General features: G+C 64.3%; 23 protein-coding genes. 20 read left to right on the forward strand and 3 right to left on the reverse strand.

Annotated features, from left to right (window positions below; translation table 11 throughout):
* Positions 1-12 precede the first annotated feature (12 nt).
* The 20 genes from EDC62_RS05220 to EDC62_RS05315 all read left to right on the forward strand — a co-directional run bounded on the left by EDC62_RS05220 (position 13) and on the right by EDC62_RS05315 (position 19,625).
* Positions 13-1,491 (forward strand): flagellin N-terminal helical domain-containing protein, encoded by a 1,479-nt coding sequence (locus EDC62_RS05220; RefSeq protein WP_124221295.1) that lies wholly within the window; start codon positions 13-15, stop codon positions 1,489-1,491.
* 75 nt (positions 1,492-1,566) lie between these two features.
* Complete coding sequence (locus EDC62_RS05225) at positions 1,567-2,007, forward strand: hypothetical protein (RefSeq protein WP_124221297.1); 441 nt, start codon at positions 1,567-1,569, stop codon at positions 2,005-2,007.
* A 29-nt stretch (positions 2,008-2,036) separates the two neighbouring features.
* Complete coding sequence (gene fliD / locus EDC62_RS05230) at positions 2,037-3,989, forward strand: flagellar filament capping protein FliD (RefSeq protein WP_124221299.1); 1,953 nt, start codon at positions 2,037-2,039, stop codon at positions 3,987-3,989.
* Between the two features lie 36 nt (positions 3,990-4,025).
* Entirely contained in the window at positions 4,026-4,412 is a 387-nt protein-coding gene (fliS, locus tag EDC62_RS05235) for a flagellar export chaperone FliS (protein ID WP_124221301.1), read from the forward strand.
* A 79-nt stretch (positions 4,413-4,491) separates the two neighbouring features.
* Positions 4,492-5,085, forward strand: a complete 594-nt coding sequence (locus tag EDC62_RS05240; protein ID WP_124221303.1) for a PilZ domain-containing protein — start codon at positions 4,492-4,494, stop codon at positions 5,083-5,085.
* 18 nt (positions 5,086-5,103) lie between these two features.
* Positions 5,104-5,973 carry a flagellar motor protein MotD gene (gene motD, locus EDC62_RS05245; protein ID WP_124221305.1) on the forward strand — a complete coding sequence of 290 codons (870 nt, stop codon included), beginning with the start codon at positions 5,104-5,106 and terminating at the stop codon, positions 5,971-5,973.
* A gap of 4 nt (positions 5,974-5,977) precedes the next feature.
* A complete protein-coding gene (locus EDC62_RS05250) occupies positions 5,978-6,739 on the forward strand; it encodes an SPOR domain-containing protein (RefSeq protein ID WP_170159018.1) in 762 nt (253 codons plus the stop codon).
* Positions 6,740-6,742: 3 nt separating this feature from the next.
* Positions 6,743-7,861: a sigma-54 interaction domain-containing protein gene (locus tag EDC62_RS05255; RefSeq protein ID WP_124221309.1), complete on the forward strand. Its 1,119-nt coding sequence runs from the start codon at positions 6,743-6,745 to the stop codon at positions 7,859-7,861.
* A gap of 386 nt (positions 7,862-8,247) precedes the next feature.
* Positions 8,248-9,279 (forward strand): sigma-54 interaction domain-containing protein, encoded by a 1,032-nt coding sequence (locus EDC62_RS05260; RefSeq protein WP_245968763.1) that lies wholly within the window; start codon positions 8,248-8,250, stop codon positions 9,277-9,279.
* A gap of 99 nt (positions 9,280-9,378) precedes the next feature.
* Positions 9,379-9,714: a flagellar hook-basal body complex protein FliE gene (gene fliE, locus EDC62_RS05265; protein ID WP_124221314.1), complete on the forward strand. Its 336-nt coding sequence runs from the start codon at positions 9,379-9,381 to the stop codon at positions 9,712-9,714.
* Positions 9,715-9,758: 44 nt separating this feature from the next.
* A complete protein-coding gene (gene fliF, locus EDC62_RS05270) occupies positions 9,759-11,501 on the forward strand; it encodes a flagellar basal-body MS-ring/collar protein FliF (protein ID WP_245968764.1) in 1,743 nt (580 codons plus the stop codon).
* Positions 11,491-12,510: a flagellar motor switch protein FliG gene (gene fliG / locus EDC62_RS05275; protein ID WP_124221316.1), complete on the forward strand. Its 1,020-nt coding sequence runs from the start codon at positions 11,491-11,493 to the stop codon at positions 12,508-12,510. Before fliF ends, fliG begins: the two co-directional genes overlap by 11 nt.
* Before the next feature lie 27 nt (positions 12,511-12,537).
* Positions 12,538-13,308, forward strand: coding sequence for a flagellar assembly protein FliH (locus EDC62_RS05280; protein WP_124221318.1), 771 nt, complete (start codon positions 12,538-12,540; stop codon positions 13,306-13,308).
* Positions 13,305-14,699, forward strand: coding sequence for a FliI/YscN family ATPase (locus EDC62_RS05285; RefSeq protein WP_425469948.1), 1,395 nt, complete (start codon positions 13,305-13,307; stop codon positions 14,697-14,699). Before EDC62_RS05280 ends, EDC62_RS05285 begins: the two co-directional genes overlap by 4 nt.
* 30 nt (positions 14,700-14,729) lie before the next feature.
* The gene (locus tag EDC62_RS05290; RefSeq protein ID WP_124221320.1) at positions 14,730-15,215 is read left to right on the forward strand and encodes a flagellar export protein FliJ; all 486 of its coding nucleotides are present in this window, start codon (positions 14,730-14,732) and stop codon (positions 15,213-15,215) included.
* 924 nt (positions 15,216-16,139) lie between these two features.
* Entirely contained in the window at positions 16,140-16,733 is a 594-nt protein-coding gene (locus EDC62_RS13220; protein WP_281273838.1) for a flagellar hook-length control protein FliK, read from the forward strand.
* 132 nt (positions 16,734-16,865) lie between these two features.
* Complete coding sequence (locus EDC62_RS05300; protein ID WP_170159020.1) at positions 16,866-17,339, forward strand: flagellar basal body-associated FliL family protein; 474 nt, start codon at positions 16,866-16,868, stop codon at positions 17,337-17,339.
* 6 nt (positions 17,340-17,345) lie between these two features.
* On the forward strand, positions 17,346-18,353 hold the full coding sequence (gene fliM, locus EDC62_RS05305) for a flagellar motor switch protein FliM (RefSeq protein ID WP_124221326.1): 1,008 nt from the start codon (positions 17,346-17,348) through the stop codon (positions 18,351-18,353).
* Positions 18,354-18,374: 21 nt separating this feature from the next.
* On the forward strand, positions 18,375-18,851 hold the full coding sequence (gene fliN / locus EDC62_RS05310; RefSeq protein ID WP_124221329.1) for a flagellar motor switch protein FliN: 477 nt from the start codon (positions 18,375-18,377) through the stop codon (positions 18,849-18,851).
* A 150-nt stretch (positions 18,852-19,001) separates the two neighbouring features.
* Entirely contained in the window at positions 19,002-19,625 is a 624-nt protein-coding gene (locus EDC62_RS05315) for a DUF6806 family protein (RefSeq protein ID WP_124221331.1), read from the forward strand.
* Here the strand turns inward: EDC62_RS05315 and murI are convergent.
* Genes murI through EDC62_RS05330 form a run of 3 tightly spaced genes read right to left on the reverse strand, consistent with a single transcriptional unit; the run spans position 19,619 to position 22,740 of the window.
* Positions 19,619-20,527 (reverse strand): glutamate racemase, encoded by a 909-nt coding sequence (murI, locus tag EDC62_RS05320; protein ID WP_124221333.1) that lies wholly within the window; start codon positions 20,525-20,527, stop codon positions 19,619-19,621. The two genes, EDC62_RS05315 and murI, sit on opposite strands and share 7 nt — an antisense overlap.
* 2 nt (positions 20,528-20,529) lie before the next feature.
* Positions 20,530-22,080 carry a fumarate hydratase gene (locus EDC62_RS05325; RefSeq protein ID WP_124221335.1) on the reverse strand — a complete coding sequence of 517 codons (1,551 nt, stop codon included), beginning with the start codon at positions 22,078-22,080 and terminating at the stop codon, positions 20,530-20,532.
* A 36-nt stretch (positions 22,081-22,116) separates the two neighbouring features.
* Positions 22,117-22,740 (reverse strand): TIGR00645 family protein, encoded by a 624-nt coding sequence (locus EDC62_RS05330; protein WP_124221337.1) that lies wholly within the window; start codon positions 22,738-22,740, stop codon positions 22,117-22,119.
* Positions 22,741-22,808: the final 68 nt, after the last annotated feature.

Consider the following 22,808-nt stretch of genomic DNA (forward strand, 5'->3'; position numbering starts at 1 on the left):
AAGGAGTTCATCATGGCCATTTCCGGCATCATCAACACGAACGTTAACGCGCTCAACACGCTCAATGCCCTCGGCGGCACTGCGGGCAGCCTGAGCAAATACGTCGATCAGCTCTCGAGCGGCAAGAAAATCAACGGCCCGGCCGACGACCCGGCGGGTTATTCGATTTCGCAGCGCTTCCAGACCCAGATCAACGGTTTGAACCAGGCGGTTTCCAACGGCAACCAGGCGGTTTCGCTGGTGCAGACCGCGACCGGCGCGCTGAAGAACGAAACCAACCTGCTGCAGCAAATCCGCACCATCGCGGTTCAGGCAGCCAACGGCTCCAACACCTCCTCGGACCGCGCCGCCCTCCAGGGCGTCGTGTCGCAGTTGCTGGCCCAGGTGCGCACCATCGCCACGCAAACCCAGTTCAACGGCCAGAACCTGCTCGACGGCAGCTTTGCGGGCCAACAGTTCCAGGTCGGCGCCAACGCCAACCAGATCATCAATGTCTCAGTGGCCAACGCGAACACCGACGCGATCGGCAACAACGTGATTAAGACGTCCGGTACGATCTACGCGGCCAGCGGCAGCGTGGTCGACGATGGATACGCGGCCGGTGGGGCTTTCACGATCAGTCAATCGGCAGGTAATTTCGGAGCAGGGTCGGTGACGATCAACGGCTACAAAGGCTCGGGTTCGATCAGCGTCGTTGCTGCGACCGATTCGGCAGCGAGCCTTGCGGCCAGCGTGAACAAGGTTTCTGAAAAGACGGGTGTCACCGCCACGGCCAATACCAGCGTGGCCCTGACGGTGACTTCGGGCTCGTTCAGCTTCACCTTGGGCAACGGGACGACAGGCTCCCAAACCAATGTGGTCAATATTTCGGCGAACGTCACCAGTATCGACCCCACGGGCCTCAGCGGTCTGGTTTCGGCGATCAACGACAAGACCGCGACGACCGGTGTTACGGCCAGCCTCGATGCCAACAACAAACTGATCCTGACGCAGTCTCAAGGCGAAAACATCTCGATTGCTAACTTCTCGGGGACGGGGACCTTGGCCGCGGGCACGGTGACGATCAATGGCACGAACACAACCGGCCTGGTCCAAGGCTTCGTGCAACTGCAGTCGACACAAGGCTATTCGCTGACCAACGGGACCAATATCGGGCTGGCGTCGATCAGCACCCTCTCGACCGTGGCGAGTGTGGATGTGTCCACCGTCCAAGGCGCGAACAAGGCGATTGCGATCGTCGACCAGGCGATCAACACGCTCAACAAGCAAGGCGGCGACTTGGGCGCGATTCAAAACCGCGTCCAGGCTTCGGTGAAGAATCTCCAAACCACGGCCGTGAACCTGCAGGCCGCGCAGTCGGTGGTGCAAGATGCCAACATTGCCGAAGCGACGACCGAGCTCTCGAAATACCAGATCCTCCAGCAGGCCGGTATCTCGACGCTCGCGCAGGCCAACTCGCTGCAGCAGAGCTTCCTGAAGCTGCTGCCCTAAGCAGCCCCGGCGCTCGGCGCCGCAGGCCCCGGGTCCGCCTCGTGCGTACCCGGGGCCTAGGTCCAGGAGAGAGTCATGGAAATGTCCGGTTCTGTATTGCCCGTGTCCGCCACGACGCCCGTCGCACCCGTCGGTGCCTCGGGCTCGACGGCGACGCAAGGTGTGCCCGGAGCAGCCGTGCAGCCAGGCACGGTTCCCGCTCAACGGCCAGCGGCAGAAGCCGCCGCACCGAGCGCCCCGGCACCCGCCTCTTGGGCAACCCCCGATGCGGTGCAGCGCGCGGTGGCGCGGCTCAACCAGCAACTGGCGCAAAGCGGCGGCGTCAAGCTCAGCGTCGGGCTCGACGCAACCGGTCAAAACCCGGGGCGTGTGTTGGTGGAGTTGTCCGACCGGCGCACCCAGCAGGTGTATTTCAAATACTACGTGCCGGCTGAGCAGCTCATCGAGGCGGCCGACGCACTGTCGGACACCGAACGTTCGGCACCCGCCGGCACGCTCTTCCGTGGCCAAGCCTGAGCGGGTCGAGCTGATTTGAGGAGCCCAGCATGGCTGTTTCGATTTCCGGTTTGGTCAGCGGCGTGGACGTGCAGTCCCTGGTGAGCACGATTTCCGCCGCCTATCAGCGGCCGATCACCGTGCTGCAAGACCAGCAGCGCGAACAGCAAGCCACGCTCTCGGCCTGGGGCCGCCTTCAAGGCAGCCTCTCGAGCCTGCAGTCGACGGTGGCGGGTTTGCAGAACGTCACGCAGCTCAACAACCGCAGCGTCAGTGCATCGACGGCGGGCGTCGTGTCCGCCAGCGTCGACGCCAACGCCCCCGAAGGGAGTTACACACTCACCGATGTCACCTTGGCCCAGTCGCAAAGCTTGTATTCGCAGGCCTTTGCCTCGGCCACGAACACCGCCATTGGAACCGGCACCCTGCAGATTCAGGTGGGCAGTGGCAGCCCGAAGTCGATCAGCATCGACGGCTCCAACAACACCTTGAACGGCATCGCCGCGGCCATCAACAGTGCGGGCGCTGGCGTCAGCGCAGCGGTCGTGTTCGACGGCAGCGGCTATCGCCTCACGCTCTCGGGCAACAGCACCGGGGCCGCCAACGCGTTCAAAGTCAGCGTCAGCGGTGCAACCGGCTCGCTCGGTGCATTGGCCTACGACCCGGCGACGCCGGGTGCAGGCATGACCCAAAGCCAGGCGGCGCAGGACGCATCGGTGCGCATCAACGGTTTGCTGGTCACCAGCGCCAACAACACGATCAGCGGTGCCATCCCGGGCGTCAAGTTCGACCTTTTGCAGGCCGGCGGCTCGACCAAGCTCACCGTCGCCAAGGACAGTGCAGCCTTCGTCAAGTCGGTCGAGAGTTTCGTTTCCGCCTTCAACAAGGCGATGGGCACGCTCAACGAGGTCACGGCCTTCGTTCCGGGCAGCAACGGAGCCCCGAGCCAGTCCGGGCCTTTGCTCGGTGACATCGGGGTGCAGAACCTGCGCACCCAGATGCTCAACCTGATCAGCGGGCAGGGCGTCGGCACCCGGCCCGGCGCGACCTACGCATCCCTCGGCTCGGTGGGCATCAGCCTTGCGGAAGACGGCACGCTCGCGCTCGACAGCGGCAAGCTGACCGCGGCGCTGAAAGCCGATTACGAGGGTGTCACCGGCTTGTTTGGCCAGGTCGGCTCGGCCAGCAACAGCAACGTGCGCTTTGTTGGTGCGACGACCGACACCAAGCCCGGCACGTATGCCTTGAGCGTTTCCACGCCGGCGAGCCCCGCGGTCATCGCGATTGCGCCTTCGATTGCCTCGGGCGGACTGGCCACGGCCGAGGCGCTGACCTTCACTTCGGGCACGAAGGCGGTCACGGTCAACCTCGACGCCGGCGCCACGCTGCAGCAGGTGATCAGCACCATCAACGCGCGGCTGCGCGAAGGCGGCCTGTCGGGCATTGAAGCCGCGGAGGATGGTGGTGGTTTACGGATTTCAACCCAGGCCTATGGCTCGAGTCAGAGTTTTTCCGTGGTCTCCGACCAGGCTGCGGGCCCGGGCAGCACCGGCATTGGAACCACCATGCTTTCTGCGACCGGTGTGGATGTGGCGGGCTCGGTCAACGGGCAGACGACCAGTGGAAGTGGCCAGCGGCTGACCGTGACGGGTCCGGGTGCGGCGCTGGGTCTGCAGCTCGACATCACGGGGCCCGGGACGGGCAGCCTCGGGACGGTGACCTTGAGCCAGGGCTTGTATCAGCAGCTCAACTCGGTCCTGGTGGCCGCGCTCAACAGCCGCAATGGTTTCGTGGCCGCGGCGACGCAGGGCATCAATGCCTCGATTGCGAGCATCGACAAACAGATTGCGCAGTTGCAGCAAAGCGTCGAGGCACAAACCGCGCTGCTGCAACAACAGTTCGACGCCATGCAAAGCATGATGACCCAGTTCAAGGGCATCGGTCAGTACTTGACGGCGTATTTCGATTCGGTGAGTTCGTCGAAGTCCAGCAGCAAGGGTTGATGGACGCGGCATCTATTTTTTGAGCAGGAGGTAGCGATGAGTGCAGGTTTGGCGGTTGCCGCGTATCGGCAGGTGGACAAGACGGGTGTCCCCGAGGAAAAGCTGCTCGTGCTCGGGCTCGACGGCATCCTGGAATATTTGCGCCGTGCGCGCCTGGCCCTCGTCGAGGGTGCGGTGGAGCGCAAGCTTCAATCCCTCAACCGTGCGTATCAACTGGTCGAGCACCTGTTGGCCGCTTTGCCTGAAGGCAACGGCCCCGACGGCGAGGGCGCGCTGAACCGGCGACTGGCGGGCATCTACCGCTACCTGCTCGAGCGGCTGGCGCACGCGAACATCTTTGACGACCTCGAGGCCGTCGACGATTGTTCCGCCGTGGTCACGGCTTTGCGCGACTCGTGGATCGAGAGCCTGCGCCAGCATTGACCGTTCACGCGCCAAGCCGGGCTCGGGTGCGGCCGGCGTCGGTATACTGGCCCGGATTCACCAACGACCGCCTTGATCCGTGAGCTCCGGGCCCGATCCATCCCAGCCTCTGGAACCGTCCGCCGCGGATCGCGAGCGCGGTGCCGATGGCGTCTCGCTGCAGGCGCATCTACCGCTGGCCTGGCGCGTGTCGGGCCGCCCGGAAGGCCAGGCCCCGGAGCTGATGGCCGAGAACCAAACCGTGCTGCGCGCCTTGCTGGCTCTCGACGATGCCGACGAATCGGCGGGTGCCGAGCCGCGCGACCGCCGCGGTGCCCCGGAAATCGAGCGCCGGCTGGACTTGTTGCTGCTGATGGTCAGCTCGGCCATCCGGCAGCTCGTTCCGATGCCGCCGCCACGGCTTTGTACCTTGACCGCGCAGGGCTTGGCGTGGCAGAGCGCCGAGCCGATCGGCATCGGCGCGTGGGGCGAGCTGCATCTCTACCTGCGCCCGCGCTTGCCTGTGGCCCTGGTGCTGCCGGCCCAAGTCGAACAGGCGCAGGCGCTGAGTGAGGGGGCCTGGCGTGTCCGTGCGCGTTTCTCGGGCCTACCCGACTCGCTCGCTGCGTTGCTCGAGCAATTCGTGTTTCGCCATCATCGACGCCGGGTTGCGCGCCAGCGCGCGGCGGGCTGAGCTTTCCCGGGGGATCTCGTGCGTCAACGACCCGAAGAAACGCCCGAGAACCACGAGCGGTGGTTGGTTTCCTATGCCGACTTCATCACGCTGCTGTTTGCCTTTTTCGTGGTGATGTATTCGATTTCTTCGGTCAACGACGGCAAATACCGCATCCTCTCGCAGACCTTGGTCTCCGCCTTTACCGGTCAGCCCGAGGCTGCACAACCCATCCAGATCGGCACCCCCTTGCTCGATTCGTCGCGCTTGATCGACTTGCCGCCCATGCCCAAGCCGACCCCGATCACGCCGCAGGCGGCGCGGGCAGCGGCGTCGGCGATGCACAGCGAGGCGCGCCAGCAGGAGCTCGCTGCAGTGGCGCAGGCTCTGACCGAGCGGCTTCGGCCCCAGATCGACCGAGGTGAAGTTCAGGTCAGCGTGACGCCGCTGGGCGTCTCCATCGACATCCGGGACACCTTGCTGTTCCCGTCGGGTCAGGCGTCGCTGGAGCCGCAGGCGATGAACCTCCTGAAAGACATTGCCGAGATGCTGACGACCTGGCCCTACCAGGTTCAGGTGAACGGCTACACCGACAACGTACCGATCCGCAACGGAATGTTTGCCTCGAACTGGGAACTGTCGGCCATGCGGGCGGTCTCGGTCGTTCAAACCTTGATACGGTATCGGGTGCCGCCCGAGCGGCTGGTGGCCGCTGGCTACGGCGAATACCACCCGGTGGCCTCGAACGACACGCCCGAAGGGCGGGCGGCGAATCGGCGCGTGAGCATCGTGCTGCTCTCCCCCGACCACCCGGCGGGAACCCCAGCCCTCGCACGGGGCGGGGCGGAGCTCAAGCGCAATGTCCAGGGCTCACCCTCGAGCGCAGGCCAGCCCCCATCGAAAGTCTGAAGGGATGAGCGCTGCGCCTCTGACGCCCGAAGAATTCCGCAAGCTACGGGTCGGCCTCGGGCTGGCTCTGATCGGTGGCCTGCTGTGCCTCGCCTGGGCGCTGGCGGTCGTCGCCGATGCCGCATGGACGGCCAAGCCCCCTGCGGGCGAGGCGGCGGTGCAGCCGCGCTTGCCCGCGGCGGCGCTCAGTGCATCAGCGGCAGCTGCGTCTGGGGGTGCGTCCCCGTCCGTGGCAGCACCCGGACCGGACCTTGCGCCGCCGTCGGCTGCGGCCGCAGCCGCGTCGGCCGCGGAGGTACCCACCGCGGAAGCACCAGCTCGGGGAGCCTCGGCAGCCTTGGCTGTCGGGGGCGGCGCGCTCACACCCGAAAAACCGGAAGCCAGCTTGCCGGTTGCGGACGCGGCACCGATCGAGGTCGTCCAGCCCTCCGGAACCGGCGCGGACCGTGCCGCGCGCGGGCGCGATGCAGAAGCCAAGCCGACGGAGGGCCGCTCGACCGTCCAGGGCAGCATTCCCCACTGCCGTCGTGCCGGCTGGTATGTTCAGGCAGGAGCGTTCGAGCAGGAGGAGAGTCTGCGCAAACGCCGTGAGCGGGTTCGGGCCATGGGCTATCCGAGCTGTCGGGTAAGCTTGTACCGGCGGCCGGTCGAGGTTCTTTTCGTCGGCCCTTTCGAAAACCGGGCCGGCGCACAAAAAGCAAAACTGCGGCTCGTCGAGCGGCTCTCGGATGAGAGCTTGGTGGTGCGGCACCGCGGGGGTCACTAACGCATGGAGCAAGAGCTGCTGACGGTCGATTCGGGGCATGGTGGGTTGGAGCAGACCCTCGTCGGCAGCAGTGCGCCCATGCGGGCCTTGCGTGCGCTGATCGAGCGGGTGGCCAAGACCGACAGCACCGTGTTGATCCTCGGTGAGTCCGGGACCGGCAAAGAACTGGTCGCGCGCTCCTTGCACCAATGTTCGCCGCGCTCGGGGCGGCCGTTTGTGGCCGTCAACTGTGGCGCGATTCCGGCCGAGCTCATGGAGAGTGAGCTGTTCGGGCATGAGCGCGGCGCGTTCACCGGAGCGCAGGGCTTGCGCAAGGGCCGGTTCGAGCTTGCCGGGAAAGGCACGCTGTTTCTCGACGAAATCGCCGAGATGAGTCCTGCGCTGCAGGTCAAGATCTTGCGTGTATTGCAGGAGCGCAGTTTCGAGCGGGTCGGCGGGACGGAGACTTTGTCTGCCCAGGCTCGGATCGTGGCCGCCACCCACCGAAACCTGGAACAGGAGATCCAACTCGGCCGCTTCCGCGAGGACCTGTTCTACCGGCTGCACGTCGTTCCCATCGAATTGCCCCCTTTACGGGACCGCGGCGAAGACATCTTGCTTTTGGCCGACGCGGCCTTGCGGCGGCTCGATCGCGAGGGGCTCGGTTTCGTTCGACTCGGTGAGGGCGTGGCCCAGGCTTTGCTGGCCTATTCTTGGCCCGGAAATGTGCGCGAATTGCTCAATTTGATGGAGCGCCTCGTGATCCTCCACGCGGGATCCACCGTGACTTTGGATGACCTTCCGCCCAAGATGCGTGTCGGCGTGGGCGCCACGGCTCCTCTGAACCTGGCTTTCCGCGAGGTTTGCGACGAGGATCCGCCGGTCCTGTCGGCCCCTTCGGAGGACGGCGGCGACGTTCGAGAGCTGCTGCGCTCGGTAGTGGAGCTGCCCGACCCCGTCCTACCTGAGAGCGGCGTGGATCTCAAGAGCTACCTCGAGCGGATCGAACGCTCCCTGATCGAACAGGCGCTGGCGCAAAGCGACGGCGTCATTGCCCGTGCAGCGGATCGCTTGAGCCTGCGCCGAACCACCCTGGTCGAAAAGATCCGCAAATACGGATTGAAGTCCCGTGACGCCGGATGATGCGTCCGCCGGGGACCGTCCTGAAACGTTCCGCCGACCTTTGCGTCGACCTGGAGCCCTGAAGCCGACTTTCTGGCAGTATTCGGGCCACCGGAACTTCGGAGGCCGTCAAATCTTTGGCGCCCACGGTCCGGATGTTCTGCGCCGGAGGGGCTCGGCCGGGTTTTCGGTACGAATGGGGCCGTTTTTGCTCAGGCATCGAACTTGCTGAACCGGTTCATCACGGCCTCAGGCGCAACTTCAATTCCGGTGGCGCCGGAGGCATGATCGAAGGCAATCGTGCGCGTTTGCCAGATTCGAATTCCATGGATCTCAGACCGGGAGGACTGCAGCCTATGACCACCAGCTCGCATCGGAGTGAACACGCTCAGGGTGCGTCTCTTCCCATGCAAGGCCTCGTCGCCCGCTCAGCGGCCATGCTGCGGGTGCTGGAGATGGCGGGCCGTGTCGCCCAGACGGACCTAGGGGTGTTGCTGTTGGGTGAAAGCGGGGTGGGGAAGGAAGTGGTCTCACGCTGGATCCACCGTTCGTCCGCCCGAGCCTCCGGACCGTTCGTCGCGATCAATTGCGCTGCCATCCCCGAAACCTTGCTCGAGGCCACGCTGTTTGGTTTCGAAAAAGGGGCGTTCACGGGGGCGTCGCAGGCGGCACCCGGCAAGTTTGAGCAAGCGCAAGGGGGAACCCTGCTGCTCGATGAAATCACCGAAATGGCGGCGGGGCTGCAAGCCAAATTGCTCCGCGTGCTCCAGGAACGTGAGATCGAGCGCGTCGGTGGGCGGCGGCGCATCGCGCTCGACATCCGCGTCATCGCAACCAGCAACCGTGACCCGCAAACGGCCGTCCGCCAAGGCGTGTTGCGAGAGGATTTGTACTACCGGCTCAACGCCTTTCCCCTGACCATTCCGCCACTGCGCGAGCGGCGCGAGGACATTTTGCCGCTCGCTGAGGCCATACTCGAGCGCTTGGGCGGACAGCTCAAGCTGAGTGCCCCGGTCCGACTTGGGCCGGAGGCGGGCCAGGCTTTGTTGGGGTATGACTGGCCGGGCAATGTCCGCGAGCTCGAAAACGTGCTGCAGCGAGCGGCGATTTTGTGTACGGACGGAACGATTGCTCCGCGTGATTTGCTGTTACCGCAGGCCGTGGACGGGTTTGGCGTCCCACCGACCCCAGCGGCGGCTGGGCGCGCGGACCTCGGTTCCGTGATTGCCATGCCTGCGCCCGGCGCGGGCGGACTCGGGGCCGGGCTCGATGCAGCCCTGGAACAGAATGAGCGCCGATTGATTGCGGATGCGCTGCGCTTGAGTCGCGGCTCGAAGAAGCTCGCCGCGGAGCGCCTCGGGATCAGCCCCCGAACCCTGCGGCACAAACTTCAGCGCATGCGCGAAGCGGGGTTTGACTTGCCCGCGTTGGACGACTGAGCCGGCTTGCAGTTGAATTCAAGTTGGCCCGATTGTTGCTTGTCTATCGGGGTGTGAGGGTCGGGCGCCTGCCCGCTGTCGCGAGAAGGAGGAAATGCCATGAATGTCGATCGGATGCAGTCGGTATTGGTTCAGCTTCGGAGTTTGGCTGCCGAGGCTTCGGGATCGATCGCGAAGGAAGCGAGTTCCGCTGGGGCCGCAACCACGGGGGTGGCGAGTTTTGCCCAATCGCTGCAGGGGGCGGTGGAGGCTTTGAACCAAGGATTGCAGTCGGCAGAGGCGCTGCAGCAGCGGTTTTCGGCTGGAGCGACTGACGTGGAACTGAGCGACGTGATGCTTGCGACGCAAAAGGCAGGCATTGCGTTCCAGGCCGCGCTGCAGGTGCGCAACAAGCTGGTGTCGGCCTATCAGGACATCATGAACATCCAGGCTTGATGGCTTCCGAAAGCCGATAGCGATGACGAGACTTGGGGATTGACATGTCTGTGAGCCAGACTGCAGAGATGCCGCTGAGCGGACCGTTGCAAGAGCCATTGGCTCTTTGGCGACGCTTGAGCCTGAATCAGCGGTTCGCGGTTCTTGCTGCGCTGTCGGCCTTGGTGGCCTTGTTGCTGGTGACGCTGCTCTGGGGGCGCAGCCCCGCCTATCAAGTCTTGTTTTCGAACCTGTCCGAGCGGGACGGCGGTACCGTCATTGCCGAGTTGCAAAAACTGGGCGTACCCTATCGCATCGGGGCGGGCGGTGCGGTGATCGAGGTTCCGTCGGACCAGGTCTATGCCACGCGGATGAAACTTGCGGCCAATGGCTTGCCCAAGGGCGGAAACGTTGGCTTCGAAGTGCTCGAACACCAGCCCTTCGGCACCAGCCAGTTCGTGGAGCAGGTCAACTACCAAAGAGCCTTGCAGGGTTCGCTGGCGCGCACGATCGAAAGCTTGTCGGCGGTCGAGTCCGCCACGGTGCATCTGGCCATTCCCAAGCCTTCGGTTTTTCTCAGTCAGGCTGAAAAGCCGTCGGCCTCGGTACTCGTGAAGCTGCGCCCGGGGTGGGTACTGGCGCGGGCTCAGGTCGCGGGCATCGTGCATCTCGTCGCTTCGAGTGTGCCTGGTCTGAGCGAGAAGAGCGTCACGGTCGTCGATCAGGACGGAACCATGCTGAGTACCGTGGCCGAGGAGAACGGCGTTCAACCGACGCAGCAAGCCTACCGAGCCCAAGTCGAGCAGCAATACCGCAAGCAAATCGAGTCGATCCTGGCACCCATTGCCGGGAGTGACGGGGTACGGGTCGCGGTCGCGGCCGATCTCGATTTCAGCAAGACTGAATCGAGCAACATCGTTTACGGGCAAGGCCATGTGCTGAGTCAGCAGACCCAGTCCTCCAACAGCACCGGAGACGGGGCCCAGGCAATGGGCGTTCCGGGCGCGCTCTCAAACCAGCCGCCGGGGAATGTAGTCGCGCCGTTTACGCTGTCGACAGCGTCGGCTCCGCTGACTCCGCAGCAGTTCGTGCAGATTGCGCCGAGCCTCAAGGCTTTGGCCCCGACCTCGGCCAGCAGTTCCGCGACGGTCAATTACGAACTCGACAAGACGGTGAGTCACACCCAGGGGGCCGTCGGGGCCATCAAGCGCTTGTCGGTCTCCGTTTTGGTCAACCAACAGATCGTCGAGGGCAAGCCCAAGCCTATGACCGCGGAGCAGATCGCCCAGATCAAGCAGTTGGTCGAAAGTGCGATGGGCTTCGACGCCAAGCGTGGAGACCAGGTTTCGGTGGTGAGCATGGCATTCTCCGGCGCCGAGGCTGATCAGAAGGAAACGGTCTGGTGGCGCGCCGCTTGGTTCTGGGAGCTGGTCCGGCTCGTTGCGCCCTATGTGGTGGCGCTGGTGCTCGGTTTGCTCGCCTTCATGGCCATCCGACGGCTGGCTGCGCCGACCGTGGTCCATCGGGTCGCGGAGCCGGGGCTTGCTGCTGAGGGGGGCGGAGCCGAGCCGGGGTCTAGCCCCGCGAGTGCAGAGGCGACAGCCGGGGCGACATCCGAGGCTGGCGGAGAAGGCGCAGCTGCAGGCGCACCAGCAGCAGAGCCCGGCCCATCCGGGGAGCTCAAGCCTGATGTGGTTCGCCTGACGAACACCTATGAGGCTGATGCGGCGGTTGCCCGTGAATTGGTGAAGCAGGATCCGCGGCGTGCCGCTCAGGTCATCAAGGAGTGGCTCGGCGATGGAAAGTAAGACCGAAGAAGAACTGAGCGGGCTCGAGCGCGCGGCGGTCTTGCTGCTCAGTCTCGGCGAGGATGCCGCGGCCGAGGTCATGAAGCACCTCGGTCCGAGGGAGGTGCAGCGCTTGGGCGCAGCGATGGCCAAGCTGCGCAAAGTCAGCCCAACCGAAGCCCATGAAGTCATCCGATCGTTCCGGGAGCAGATCGAGTTGCAGACCACCTTGGGTCTGGGTGCGAATGAGTTCCTCAAAGGCGCTTTGACCAAGGCGCTCGGGGGCGATCGAGCGGCGGCTTTGATCGAGCGGATCTTGCATGGCGGGGAATCCAATGGCCTGGAAAACCTCAAATGGCTCGAGCCCCGAGCGATTGCGGAACTGATCAAGCTCGAACACCCGCAGGTCATCGCGCTGGTTTTGTCCTACCTCGACGCCGATCAGGCGGGCGAGGTTCTGCAGTTTTTGCCACAGCGGACTGCGGGCGAGGCCTTGTTGCGCCTGGCAGCGCTCGACAGCTTGCAGCCCAATGCGCTCAAAGAGCTCAACGACGCGCTCGAAGAGCTGCTCAGTGGCGAGCAGCAGAGCGTTCAGGTCAGCGCCATGGGCGGACCGAAAGTCGCCGCGGAAATTCTCAATCGCCTGGATACGACCTTGTCCAATGCGATTCTGGAACTCTTGCGCACGCAGGATGAGGAACTTGCGAACAAGGTCCAGGAGCAGATGTTTGTCTTCGATGACCTGATCAACGTCGACGACCGGAGCATCCAGGTGATGTTGCGTGAGATCTCGTCGGAAACCTTGATCTTGGCGCTCAAAGGAGCCAACGCCCAGTTGCGGGAAAAGTTTCTTCGCAACATGTCCAAGCGTGCCGCAGAAATGCTGCGCGACGACATGGAGGCCAAAGGTCCCGTCCGGCTCTCCGAAGTCGAAGCTGCACAGAAGGAAATCCTGCAGATCGCGACTCGCCTCGAGGCCGCGGGACAGATCCAGCTGGGCGGCGGCGGCGCCGAGGCGCTGGTTGGTTGAGTCTGGCAAAGAGGCAAAGGCGCATCGATGAGTGGCGTGTTCGACCGTGATCAAGCCCGTCGGGCGCAGCCCTGGCGCGCCCCGCGACTCGATGGCTCGCCGACGGGGTCTGGGGAGACGGTTGGGGCTTCGGAGTCGGGGTCGATGGGTGGCGACCCCTCACCGTCTACGGATGGAACGCCGGTCGAGGCCGTCAACCTGCCGACGGCAGCAGACCTCGAGGCGCTGTTCGACCAGGCGCGGCAGCAAGGCTTGGCTGAGGGCCGTGCCGCAGGCCATCGCGAAGGCTACGAGGAAGGCTTGCGCGCAGGTCGCCAGCAAGCAGAGGCCGAGCGAGCGCTCGTTCAGCGTCTGTTGTCGCAATTGGCGCAGCCCATCGATCGATTGGAAGAACGGCTCGAGTCTGCGGTGGTTGCCTTGGCGGTGGAAATCGCCCGCCAGGTGGTGATGCATGAGATTCGGACGCAACCCGGACGCTTGCTGGAACTGTTGCGGCAGGCTTTGGCGGCTTTTCCCTTGCGCACCGGTACCCCTTGGATACGCGTTCACCCGGCTGATGCGGCGATGTTGCGGGAACTCGACCCCGACCTCGAGGCGACGGGAGCCATGCTGGTCGAGGATGAGACGCTGGAACGTGGGGATCTGGTCGTGGCTGCCGGGTCGGGCCATGAGGACCGGGTGAGCGCCAATCGCCGCTGGCGGCCTCGGCCCAACGAGGCGGTCTCGGAACTGGATCTGCGGCTCGAGGAGCGCTGGCGGTACGTCATGGCCAAGCTCTTCGAGGAGGGCGCTCTGTGACCAGCGACCAAGACCCGACGTCGCCCGATGTGAAGACCGAGCGAGCGCTCGCCCGTCTCGCCGGGCTGAGTAAGCGACTCGAGAGTGCCGGCGGATTCCCGCTTCAACCGAGTGGAAGTTTGCTTCGGGTCCGCGGCATGATCCTCGAGGCGCACGGTCTCGAGGTCAGCCTGGGTGCGCGCTGCCTGGTGCAGACGGACGACAACCGGCGAATCGCCGCCGAGGTGGTGGGATTCCATGGTGAGCACGTACAACTCATGGCGGCGGGGGAGATCCAGGGCTTGGCACCCGGTGCGCGCGTCACACCCATACCGGGCGATCTGAAGATTCCCGCGGGCATGGAGTTGTTGGGGCGCGTGCTCGACGGCAATGGAAAGCCGCTGGATGCGCTGGGCCCGTTGGGTACGGCTGCGTACACCTCGATCTCGGGCGTGCCGATCAACCCTCTGGATCGGGCGCTCGTACGGGAGCCGCTCGATGTCGGGGTTCGGGCCATCAATGCCTTGTTCACCATCGGGCGGGGCGCGCGGATGGGCTTATTCGCGGGCAGCGGTGTCGGCAAGAGCGTGTTGCTGGGCATGATGGCGCGAAACACCCGGGCCGATGTCGTGGTGGTCGGCCTCATCGGGGAGCGGGGTCGCGAGGTCAAAGAGTTCATCGAAGACATTCTGGGCGTCGAGGGCATGCGCCGTTCCGTGGTGGTCGCGGCGCCTGCGGACGCCCCCGCACTCGCACGCATCCGGGGTGCCCGCTTGGCGACGGCGCTCGCCGAGTATTACCGCGACCAGGGACTGCATGTTCTGCTCTTGATGGACTCGCTCACCCGCTACGCGCTCGCATTGCGGGAGGTCGCGCTGGCTGCGGGCGAGCCACCGGCGGCGCGCGGTTTCCCACCGTCTGTTTTTGCCAAGCTTCCGGCACTGGTCGAGCGAGCCGGAAACGGCCGCGAGGGCGAGGGCAGCGTGACTGCGTTTTATACCGTGTTGATGGAAGGCGATGACGCGCAGGATCCGGTCGCCGACAACGTGCGTGCGATTCTGGACGGCCACTTGGTCTTGAGCCGTCGCCTCGCGGAACAGGGCCATTTTCCCGCGATCGATCTTCAGGCGTCGATCAGCCGAGTCATGCCGAATTTGGTGCCGCCGGAAGAGCTGCGCCGCGTCTACCGCCTGAAAGAACTCGAAGGACGGTACGCGGCTCAGCAAGACCTGATTGCCGTGGGCGCCTACCGCCCCGGCTCGGACCCCGTCCTGGACCTGGCGGTTCGGGCGCATTCGGGTATACGGGCATTTTTACTTCAGGGCATGCACGAGTCGGTGGATCTCGAGTCGAGCCGGCAGGCCCTGCACTCTTTGATGGAGCCCTACCTGGCGCCGGAAGTGGATGCATAATGAAACCCCTGTTTCATTGCGTATGTCGGGATGACCTCTGCTACGGCGATCCTTCGACGGGCGGCAACGTTCGAAAAGCTGCGGGCCGACGCGGACGCGGAACAGCAGCGCTTGGCGCGGTTGCTGAAGGCCCATCAAGACACAGCCTCTGACGCGCGACGCAAGCTCGAACAATTGCAGGTTTATCGGGCCGAATACCTGGAGCGGATGCGGGCCTTGGAGGCTCAGCCCGGTCGCTGGGGTGAAGTTCGCGGGATGCGCGCGTTCTTGCTGCGTTTGGATGAAGCGATCCGCGCTCAGGAAGCAGAGGTCGATCGCACCCGCGCGGCGGTCGATCAGGCCACCGGCGCTTGGACGCAGGCGCGTCAGCGCGTCATGGCTTTCGATCAACTCAGCGAGCGTCAGCGCGAGGAGCTTCGGGCCCTGGCAGTCCAAGAGGGCCGTCGGGAGTTGCAGGAGTGGTCTGCGCTCGCGGCGACTGGCGACGGATCGCTCTCACGTCCGGCGCCGCTTTGACGGGCTGCGCTCAATCGGTTTTCTCGGGTGCAGCCAAGCCTAGGCGCCGACGCTGGCACAGCGTTTGCTTCCTCCGCAGGGCATGGAGGCATCTCGATGACGGGCGTTCAAATTGTCTTTCCCGATAGGGTCGAAGTAAAGCTGGCCCGTTCAGCCGCAGCCGAGCAGCGGAGCGCAAGCGACCCGCATCCCACGATGTTTCGCCGGATGCTCTCGGCGGCACAACATCGCTTAGAGGGCGCAAAGCCACACCAGGGACAGGGCGATCCATCGCCGGCGGGGTCGTCGTCCGAAAGGGCCAACCCGTCTTCAGCGCTGTCTGATGCGAACGATGTCGCTGGAGCGCAGGAAGGACAGGCCGAGCCGCCGGGCTCGACCCTCGCCAAAGAAGCGCATGGCGAGGCGGCTCCCGGGTTGGAGGCCGTAGGGGTTGCGGCTCTTGGCTTGAATGCGGCCGGCTACGGGCAGGCGGTCGGGCTTTTCGAAAACCGGGGCGGCGTGCAGGGCGCCGAAAGTGGGTCTGGAGTGGGCATGCGCGCCGCATCGGGTGTCGCAGCTCTGTTGCTCGATGGCTTGGACTCGGACACTCCCCAACTCCCGGCGCAGAACCCGAATTCGTCTCCGGATTTGCCCGTCGCAATCGGGGATGGAGCGGACGAATCGGCCCGGTCATTCCTCGCCGCAGGCGGCAAATTTTTGCCGCCGGGCGAGGCGTCCATGCCGGGTCAGATTGTCGCGACAGATGTCGAACGAGCGGATTCGACTGATCGTCCAGCGACTTTGACCGACGGGCGCGGGCGACCCTTGACACTGCTTGGAGCGGAGCGGCCGGCAACGGCGAGCCTCGCCAGCGCAGCCTCGGATATGGCGGATCGAAGCGGAGACTTCCGTGCGCCGCCCTCAGTCTCATCAGGTGTGGTTGCGATGCCGGATCTCGTGGACGGCGAAGCACGATCGTCCCCCTCGGCGAAGCTTCGAGAAGTTGCCACAGACCGGACGGATTCCCCGGACGCTCCTGGGGCAACTGCGCCGCTTCCGGTAGCGACGACGCGCGCCGGTTCGGCCTCTGAGGCTCCGTCAGCTTCGGTTCCGGTCAAGGAAGCGGTCGGCTCGCCAGCCTGGGGGCAGGAGGTTGGTCGCCACCTCGTGTGGGCGTCGGAGGGCGGCAAGAATTGGATGATTTTGAAGGTCAATCCGCCGCAGTTGGGGACCGTCGAAGTTCACTTGCGGGTGGCCGAAGGAACCGTCCATGCCCAGTTCGTTTCCCCTCATCAGGCGGTTCGCGCAGCCATCGAGGCTGGCTTGCCCCAGCTTCAGGAGGCGTTCGTGGGCTCGGGTTTGACCTTGGGTCAAGCATCGGTCGATGCCGGTGGCGCCGGCTTTCGAGGGCAAGAGGCCCAGCCTCAAGCCCGTGCGGCAGTGTCGCCCGTGAGCGGTGGGGTTGCGCCGGCGGAAGGAGCGGACTTGCTGCCTTCGGTCGGGCGGGTGGAGCGCGGCCTGATCAATTTGTTTGCCTGAGCGTGTGAGGCACCCCCGGGGCTTCAGTTCTCGAGACTTGAGCCGTTAACATCCGAAACCATCTATTTCATCAATCTGAGGTAAAGACGGATGTCCGATCCAGAAAAAGAAACCGGCGGCAAAAGCAAGAAGATGCTGTTCATCATCGTGGGCGCGGTGCTCGTGCTTGCGCTGGGGGGGGGCGGCGCGTGGTGGTTCCTCTTGCGGCCCAAAGCGGCACCGGACGCTGCACATGCACCCGCCCCTGCGAAGGTGGAAAAAGAAGCGAAGTTCATTGCGCTCGAGCCATTCGTCACCAATGTGCAAAGCAACGATGGAATCACGCATTATTTGCAGGTGAAGATCGAGCTCAAAGTGTACGACCCCAAGCTTGAAGAACGGATCAAGGCGACCACGCCAGAAATTCGCAGCACGATTTTGCGCATTCTGGCGGCACAGCAGGCCGACAAGGTCAGTAGCGTGGAGGTCCGCGACGCGTTGGCTGCAGAGATCCTGAGTGCCGTCAACGCGATCTTGACGGGGCGCAAGCCCGGCAGCGGCCACGGTGAAGCGGCGGAAGAGGGTCCCGTGGCTGGGGTGTTCTTCACCGCGTTCGTGGTCCAGTAAGGCATCATGGTCCAAGACATCCTTTCACAAGACGAGGTTGACGCCCTGTTGAAGGATGTCACCGGGGACGATCACGCGGGTGGATCGGAGCCGGTGGAAGAAGGGGGTGTCCGACCCCTGGATCTCGCGAACCAGGAGCGGATCGTCCGGGGCCGCATGCCCACGCTCGAGGTGATCAACGAGCGCTTTGGTCGACTTTGGCGGGTGGGCTTGTTCAACTTCTTGCGGCGCTCATCCGAAATCTCGGTGGCGCAGGTCAGATTGATTCGGTACAGCGAGTTCATCCGGTCCTTGGTCGTTCCGAGCAACATCAACCTGGTGCAGATCAAGCCGCTCCGGGGGACCTCTTTGTTCGTGTTTGACCCCCGGTTGGTGTTTTCGGTGGTCGATAATTTTTTTGGCGGCGGCGGGCGCTACCACGCGCGTATCGAGGGGCGTGATTTCACCCCGTTGGAGCAGCGCATCATTCGCCGCATGCTCGAGATGGTGTTCAAGGAGTACCGGATCGCCTGGAGTTCCGTCTACCCGATCCAGCCTGAATGGACCCGGTCCGAGGTCAACCCGCAGTTCGTGAACATCGCGACGCCGACGGAGGTCGTCGTCGTTTCCCGATTCGATGTCGAGATCGAAGGCGGTGGCGGCAGTTTGCAGATCTGCATTCCCTACAGCACGATCGAACCGATTCGGGACTTGATGTCGACGGGGCTGACCACCGACCGAAATGAGGTCGATGCGCGTTGGACCCAGGCCCTGCAGCACGAGATGCACGAGGCTGAGGTGGAGTTGCAGGTGAAGTTGCTCGATCGGACCTTGACGGTTCGGGAACTGCTCGGCCTGCAGATCGGAGACATCATTCCGGTGGAATTGCCGGAGCAGGTGACCGCCGTGGTCGACGGGATTCCGGTGTTGACGGCTCGCTATGGGGAGCATGAGGAAAAAATGGCGATCCAGGTTGTCGAGCGCATCCGCCCAGGCCTTGAAGCCCAAACGAGCAGCCGCCCAGCGCTTGACTGAGTGGCGGCAGAGGAACACATGATGAGCGAAGAAAGCACCGACACCCCTCAGACCGATCCGGCGCAGGCAGCACCGGTCGGCGAGGACGACTGGGCCGAAGCTTTTGCGGAGGAGCAGCAACAGCAGGCCGGAAGCGCGAGCGCGGAGGGCGCCGCCCCCGAAACCCCGAGTACCGGTGGGGCCAAAAGAGCAGCTTTCGGAGCGTTGAAGCCCGGCTCAGCTGAGCCCCCCGAAGGCAGCGATCGGCTGGATCTGGTGATGGACATCCCAGTCACCTTATCGGTCGAGTTGGGACGGACCAAGATCCAGATCAAGGAGTTGTTACAACTGGCGCAGGGTTCGGTCGTGGACCTCGACCGGCTGGCGGGCGAGCCGATGGACGTATTGGTCAATGGCTTTTTGATTGCCCGTGGCGAGGTCGTGATGGTCAACGACAAGTTTGGGATTCGACTGACCGATATCGTGAGCCCGAGTGAGCGGGCTCGGCGTTTGACCTGAAGTTCCAGCGTTTTACAACGGGGGCGTAGCCAAGGGTGGGGCGCGCTTTCGGCGTGTCGTGCGGGTGGCGTATGCTTCAGCATTTGTTTCGGAGGCGGCGCTGCTCAACGGCGCCATCCCCCCTCCGCTTTGAACGAAACAGGTTGCACGATGGCTCCATACGAACGCCCCTTTGAGATTCATGTCCACGGTGACATTCCGCTTCGGCCCGAAGTCTCTTATGACGAGATTCAGGATGCGCTGCGTCCGCTTTGGAAGTATGCGGGGGCGCGCTCGCTGGCTGCAGCGGCGCCCAGCCATTACGAAGATGAGCCGGGGATTCAATTCGAAGCGTCGACCCACACGTTGCATCTGTGTTGGACGGTGCTCGGAGATCAGGATTTTCGGCAAGCCATCGACGAAACCTGTATGGCGCTCAATGAGCTCGCGGCCAGCGGCGCGGCGATCGAGGTGACCTTCTACGACGCGGAGTTTGATGAGGAAGAGGCCGGTCCGGACGAGGAAGCCCGGGACGACTTCGTCATGCTGTTCGTAGGGCCGACGCCTGCAGCCATCATGCAGGTGCAGCGTGACTTGTTGGTCGAGGATGTGCTGCACGTGATGGAGCGACATTTCGACGCATCGGAACTCGGCGGCGTCGTCGATGAGATCGACCGACTCTTTGCCAAGCGCTTCGATGCCTTGGTGCATTCGCTCGATCTCGGGCGGCCACCGCGCGGCAGCGGCGGGCATGGCGGACCGGCGGGTGGCCGGCGACCGCGCCATCTTCACTGACGGGTCGTCACCGGCGAGTCTTCGATCTGAGCCGACTGGGCGGTAGCCGTCGTCATCCCCAGCCACTGCCGCGCCGCAGCGCTGAGGTGTTGGGGGTCTCCCGTGGTCCACAGCCGGGTGCTCCCCTGCCGGACGGGGGTCGAGCGCTCTTGGGCGGCAGCCGGTCCTGGATGGCGCAGGCCGTGTTGTTCGAGCAAGCTCAGCGTTTGCCGGGCGACCGGCTCTCCGGTGTCGAGCAGCCGCACGGACGGGCCGAGCAGGTCGGCGAGCACCGCTGCGGCGAACGGGTAGTGCGTGCAACCGAGGACCACGGTGTCGATGGTGGAGCCTGCGCCGCTTTGCGCCTGTAAAGACTGGACATGGCGCGCACATTGTTCGTCGATCCCGGCGCGGTCATCGCGCTCGATGGCGGCCGCCAACCCAGGGCAAGGCTGCAGCAGATACTCGACCGTGGGCGACTGGCGTTCGAGGAGCCGCGCAAAGCGCTGGCTCGCCAAGGTGGCCGGGGTCGCCAGAACACCGACACGCCCGGTCTGGGTGATGGCTGCCGCTGGCTTGAGGGCGGGTTCAATGCCGACGATGGGCAAATCCGGATGCATCCGCCGCAGATCGTCTGCGGCAACTGCCGTCGCGGTATTGCAGGCGATGACCAAAGCCTTGATGTCCGCATGTCGACGCAGCCAGTCCACCACCGCGACGGCGCGTTGGCGAATTTCTGCCTCGGATCGCTCCCCATAAGGCGCGTAACGGGAGTCGGCCAAAAACCAGTAGTCCTCGTCGCCCAGGTGAGTGTGCAGGGAGCGAAGAATACTGAGGCCACCGACGCCGCTGTCGAAGACGCCGATCGGGCGAGTTGCCTTCGCCCTGGTTTCGGTCTGATCGGCGGCGGGACCCTGGGGCACGCTCAGACCGCCGTAATGGGGATATCTTTGAAGGCACCGCTGGCGATGCGGGCACGCCACTCGGCAGGGCCAGTTTCGTGGACGCTGACGCCGTTGGCGTCGACCGCCACAGTGACGGGCATATCGACGACCTCGAATTCGTAAATCGCTTCCATGCCGAGATCCTCGAAAGCGACGACGCGGGCCGACTTGATCGCTTTGGACACCAGGTAGGCCGCACCGCCGACTGCCATCAGATAAGCCGAGCGGTGGCGACGGATCGCCTCGATGGCCTCAGGGCCTCGCTCGGCTTTGCCGATCATGGCCAGCAGGCCGGTTTTCGAGAGCATCATTTCGGTGAAGCCGTCCATGCGCGTCGCGGTCGTGGGGCCAGCAGGCCCCACCACTTCGCCCTCGACCGGGTCGACTGGGCCCACGTAGTAGATGACCCGATTGCGAAAGTCGACGGGCAGCGGCTCGCCGCGGTCCAGCAACTCCTTGATGCGTTTGTGGGCGGCGTCGCGCCCGGTGAGCATTTTTCCGTTGAGCAGCAGGGTCTGACCGGGTTTCCAACTGGCCACTTCCTCTCGGGTCAAGGTGTCGAGGTTCACGCGGCGACTGTGTTCTGCGTCGGGGTGCCACTCGACCTTGGGCCAGAGATCAAGGCTCGGCGGGTCGAGATAAACCGGCCCTGATCCATCGAGCACGAAGTGGGCATGACGGGTGGCCGCGCAATTGGGAATCATCGCAACCGGCTTGCTTGCGGCGTGCGTCGGATACATCTTGATCTTGACGTCCAGGACGGTCGTGAGCCCGCCGAGACCCTGGGCTCCGATGCCGAGCGCGTTGACCTTCTCGTAGAGCTCCAGTCGCAATTGCTCGGTCGGCGTCAGCGGCTCGCCGCGCTGAGATTTCAGTTGCAGGTCGGCCATGTCGATGTCGTCCATGAGGCTTTCCTTGGCGAGAAGAACGGCTTTTTCAGCGGTTCCTCCGATGCCGATGCCCAGCATGCCGGGTGGGCACCAGCCCGCGCCCATCGTCGGCACCGTCTTGAGTACCCAGTCGACGATGTTGTCGCCGGGGTTGAGCATGGCCAGCTTGCTTTTGTTCTCGGACCCACCCCCTTTGGCAGCAACGGTGACCTCGACCGTATTGCCTGGGACGATCTCGGTGAAGATGACCGCTGGCGTGTTGTCGCCGGTGTTCTTGCGGGCGAATTGGGGGTCTGCGACGACGCTGGCGCGCAAGGTGTTGTGCCGGTCGGTATAGGCCCGACGGACGCCCGCGTTGATGGCGTCGTCGAGTGAGCCGGTGAATCCTTCCCATCGCACGTCCATACCGACCTTCAGGAAGACGTTGACGATCCCGGTGTCTTGGCAGATGGGGCGGTGGCCGGTCGCGGCCATGCGGCTGTTGGTCAGGATTTGCGCGATCGCATCCTTCGCCGCGGGTGACTGCTCGATCTCATAGGCGCGGGCCAGATGCTTGATGTGGTCGGCCGGGTGGTAGTAGCTGATGAATTGCAGCGCAGCAGCGATGGATTCGGTGAGGTCTTCTTGGCGGATGGTGGTCATGGTCTAGCCTTTTGCTTTTGGGGACATCTTCTGCGGTCAATGCGTGTCGGTGGGATGTTGCCCACCGCTCGGCTGCATCAATCGGTCGGTCAATGCGATGGCGAGTGCGCTCAGGAGGAACACGACGTGAATGACGGTTTGCCAGACCAGCACCTTGAGATCGTAGTTCGCTGCATTGATGAAGGTCTTCAGCAGATGGATGGAGCTGATCCCGATGATGGCCGTGCCGAGTTTGACCTTCAGCACGGACGCGTTGACGTGGCTGAGCCATTCCGGTTGGTCGGGATGGCCTTCGAGTTCGAGCCGGCTCACGAAGGTTTCGTAGCCGCCGACGATGACCATGATCAAGAGGTTGGAGATCATCACCACGTCGATCAGGGCAAGCACGACGAGCATGATCACCGTCTCGTTGAGCGTGGTGAGTGGTGCGTCCGACCGGTACCCCATGCTGCTGACCAGGAGTTCGAGGGCGTGCGCGTTTCCGAAGGCAGCCTCGATCAGGTGCACCAGTTCCACCCAGAAGTGGAACACATAGACGGCCTGCGCCAGAATCAGCCCCAGGTACAGCGGGAGCTGCAGCCAGCGGCTGGCAAAGATGATGGCGGGCAGGGGGCGCAGCCGAGGGGCTTGCCGAGGGTCGTTGTGAGGAGGATGGGCCATGTGTGATCGGGTTTGGAATGAGGCCTTATTTTAGGGAGCCGATCGGGCCGTGCTCTGGCCGTGCGCTG

It is taken from the genome of Tibeticola sediminis (assembly GCF_003843835.1).
Taxonomy (GTDB): domain Bacteria; phylum Pseudomonadota; class Gammaproteobacteria; order Burkholderiales; family Burkholderiaceae_C; genus Tibeticola; species Tibeticola sediminis.

Excerpts from the sequence above, each read along its gene's own strand:
- EDC62_RS05220 (WP_124221295.1), top strand. The coding sequence starts at position 13 with ATGGCCATTTCCGGCATCATCAACACGAACGTTAACGCGCTCAACACG.
- EDC62_RS05225 (WP_124221297.1), top strand. The coding sequence starts at position 1,567 with ATGGAAATGTCCGGTTCTGTATTGCCCGTGTCCGCCACGACGCCCGTC.
- fliD (WP_124221299.1), top strand. The coding sequence starts at position 2,037 with ATGGCTGTTTCGATTTCCGGTTTGGTCAGCGGCGTGGACGTGCAGTCC.
- fliS (WP_124221301.1), top strand. The coding sequence starts at position 4,026 with ATGAGTGCAGGTTTGGCGGTTGCCGCGTATCGGCAGGTGGACAAGACG.
- EDC62_RS05250 (WP_170159018.1), top strand. The coding sequence starts at position 5,978 with ATGAGCGCTGCGCCTCTGACGCCCGAAGAATTCCGCAAGCTACGGGTC.
- EDC62_RS05255 (WP_124221309.1), top strand. The coding sequence starts at position 6,743 with ATGGAGCAAGAGCTGCTGACGGTCGATTCGGGGCATGGTGGGTTGGAG.
- EDC62_RS05260 (WP_245968763.1), top strand. The coding sequence starts at position 8,248 with ATGCAAGGCCTCGTCGCCCGCTCAGCGGCCATGCTGCGGGTGCTGGAG.
- fliE (WP_124221314.1), top strand. The coding sequence starts at position 9,379 with ATGAATGTCGATCGGATGCAGTCGGTATTGGTTCAGCTTCGGAGTTTG.
- fliF (WP_245968764.1), top strand. The coding sequence starts at position 9,759 with ATGTCTGTGAGCCAGACTGCAGAGATGCCGCTGAGCGGACCGTTGCAA.
- fliG (WP_124221316.1), top strand. The coding sequence starts at position 11,491 with ATGGAAAGTAAGACCGAAGAAGAACTGAGCGGGCTCGAGCGCGCGGCG.
- EDC62_RS05280 (WP_124221318.1), top strand. The coding sequence starts at position 12,538 with ATGAGTGGCGTGTTCGACCGTGATCAAGCCCGTCGGGCGCAGCCCTGG.
- EDC62_RS05290 (WP_124221320.1), top strand. The coding sequence starts at position 14,730 with ATGACCTCTGCTACGGCGATCCTTCGACGGGCGGCAACGTTCGAAAAG.
- EDC62_RS13220 (WP_281273838.1), top strand. The coding sequence starts at position 16,140 with ATGCCGGATCTCGTGGACGGCGAAGCACGATCGTCCCCCTCGGCGAAG.
- EDC62_RS05300 (WP_170159020.1), top strand. The coding sequence starts at position 16,866 with ATGCTGTTCATCATCGTGGGCGCGGTGCTCGTGCTTGCGCTGGGGGGG.
- fliM (WP_124221326.1), top strand. The coding sequence starts at position 17,346 with ATGGTCCAAGACATCCTTTCACAAGACGAGGTTGACGCCCTGTTGAAG.
- fliN (WP_124221329.1), top strand. The coding sequence starts at position 18,375 with ATGAGCGAAGAAAGCACCGACACCCCTCAGACCGATCCGGCGCAGGCA.
- EDC62_RS05315 (WP_124221331.1), top strand. The coding sequence starts at position 19,002 with ATGGCTCCATACGAACGCCCCTTTGAGATTCATGTCCACGGTGACATT.
- EDC62_RS05325 (WP_124221335.1), bottom strand. The coding sequence starts at position 22,080 with ATGACCACCATCCGCCAAGAAGACCTCACCGAATCCATCGCTGCTGCG.
- EDC62_RS05330 (WP_124221337.1), bottom strand. The coding sequence starts at position 22,740 with ATGGCCCATCCTCCTCACAACGACCCTCGGCAAGCCCCTCGGCTGCGC.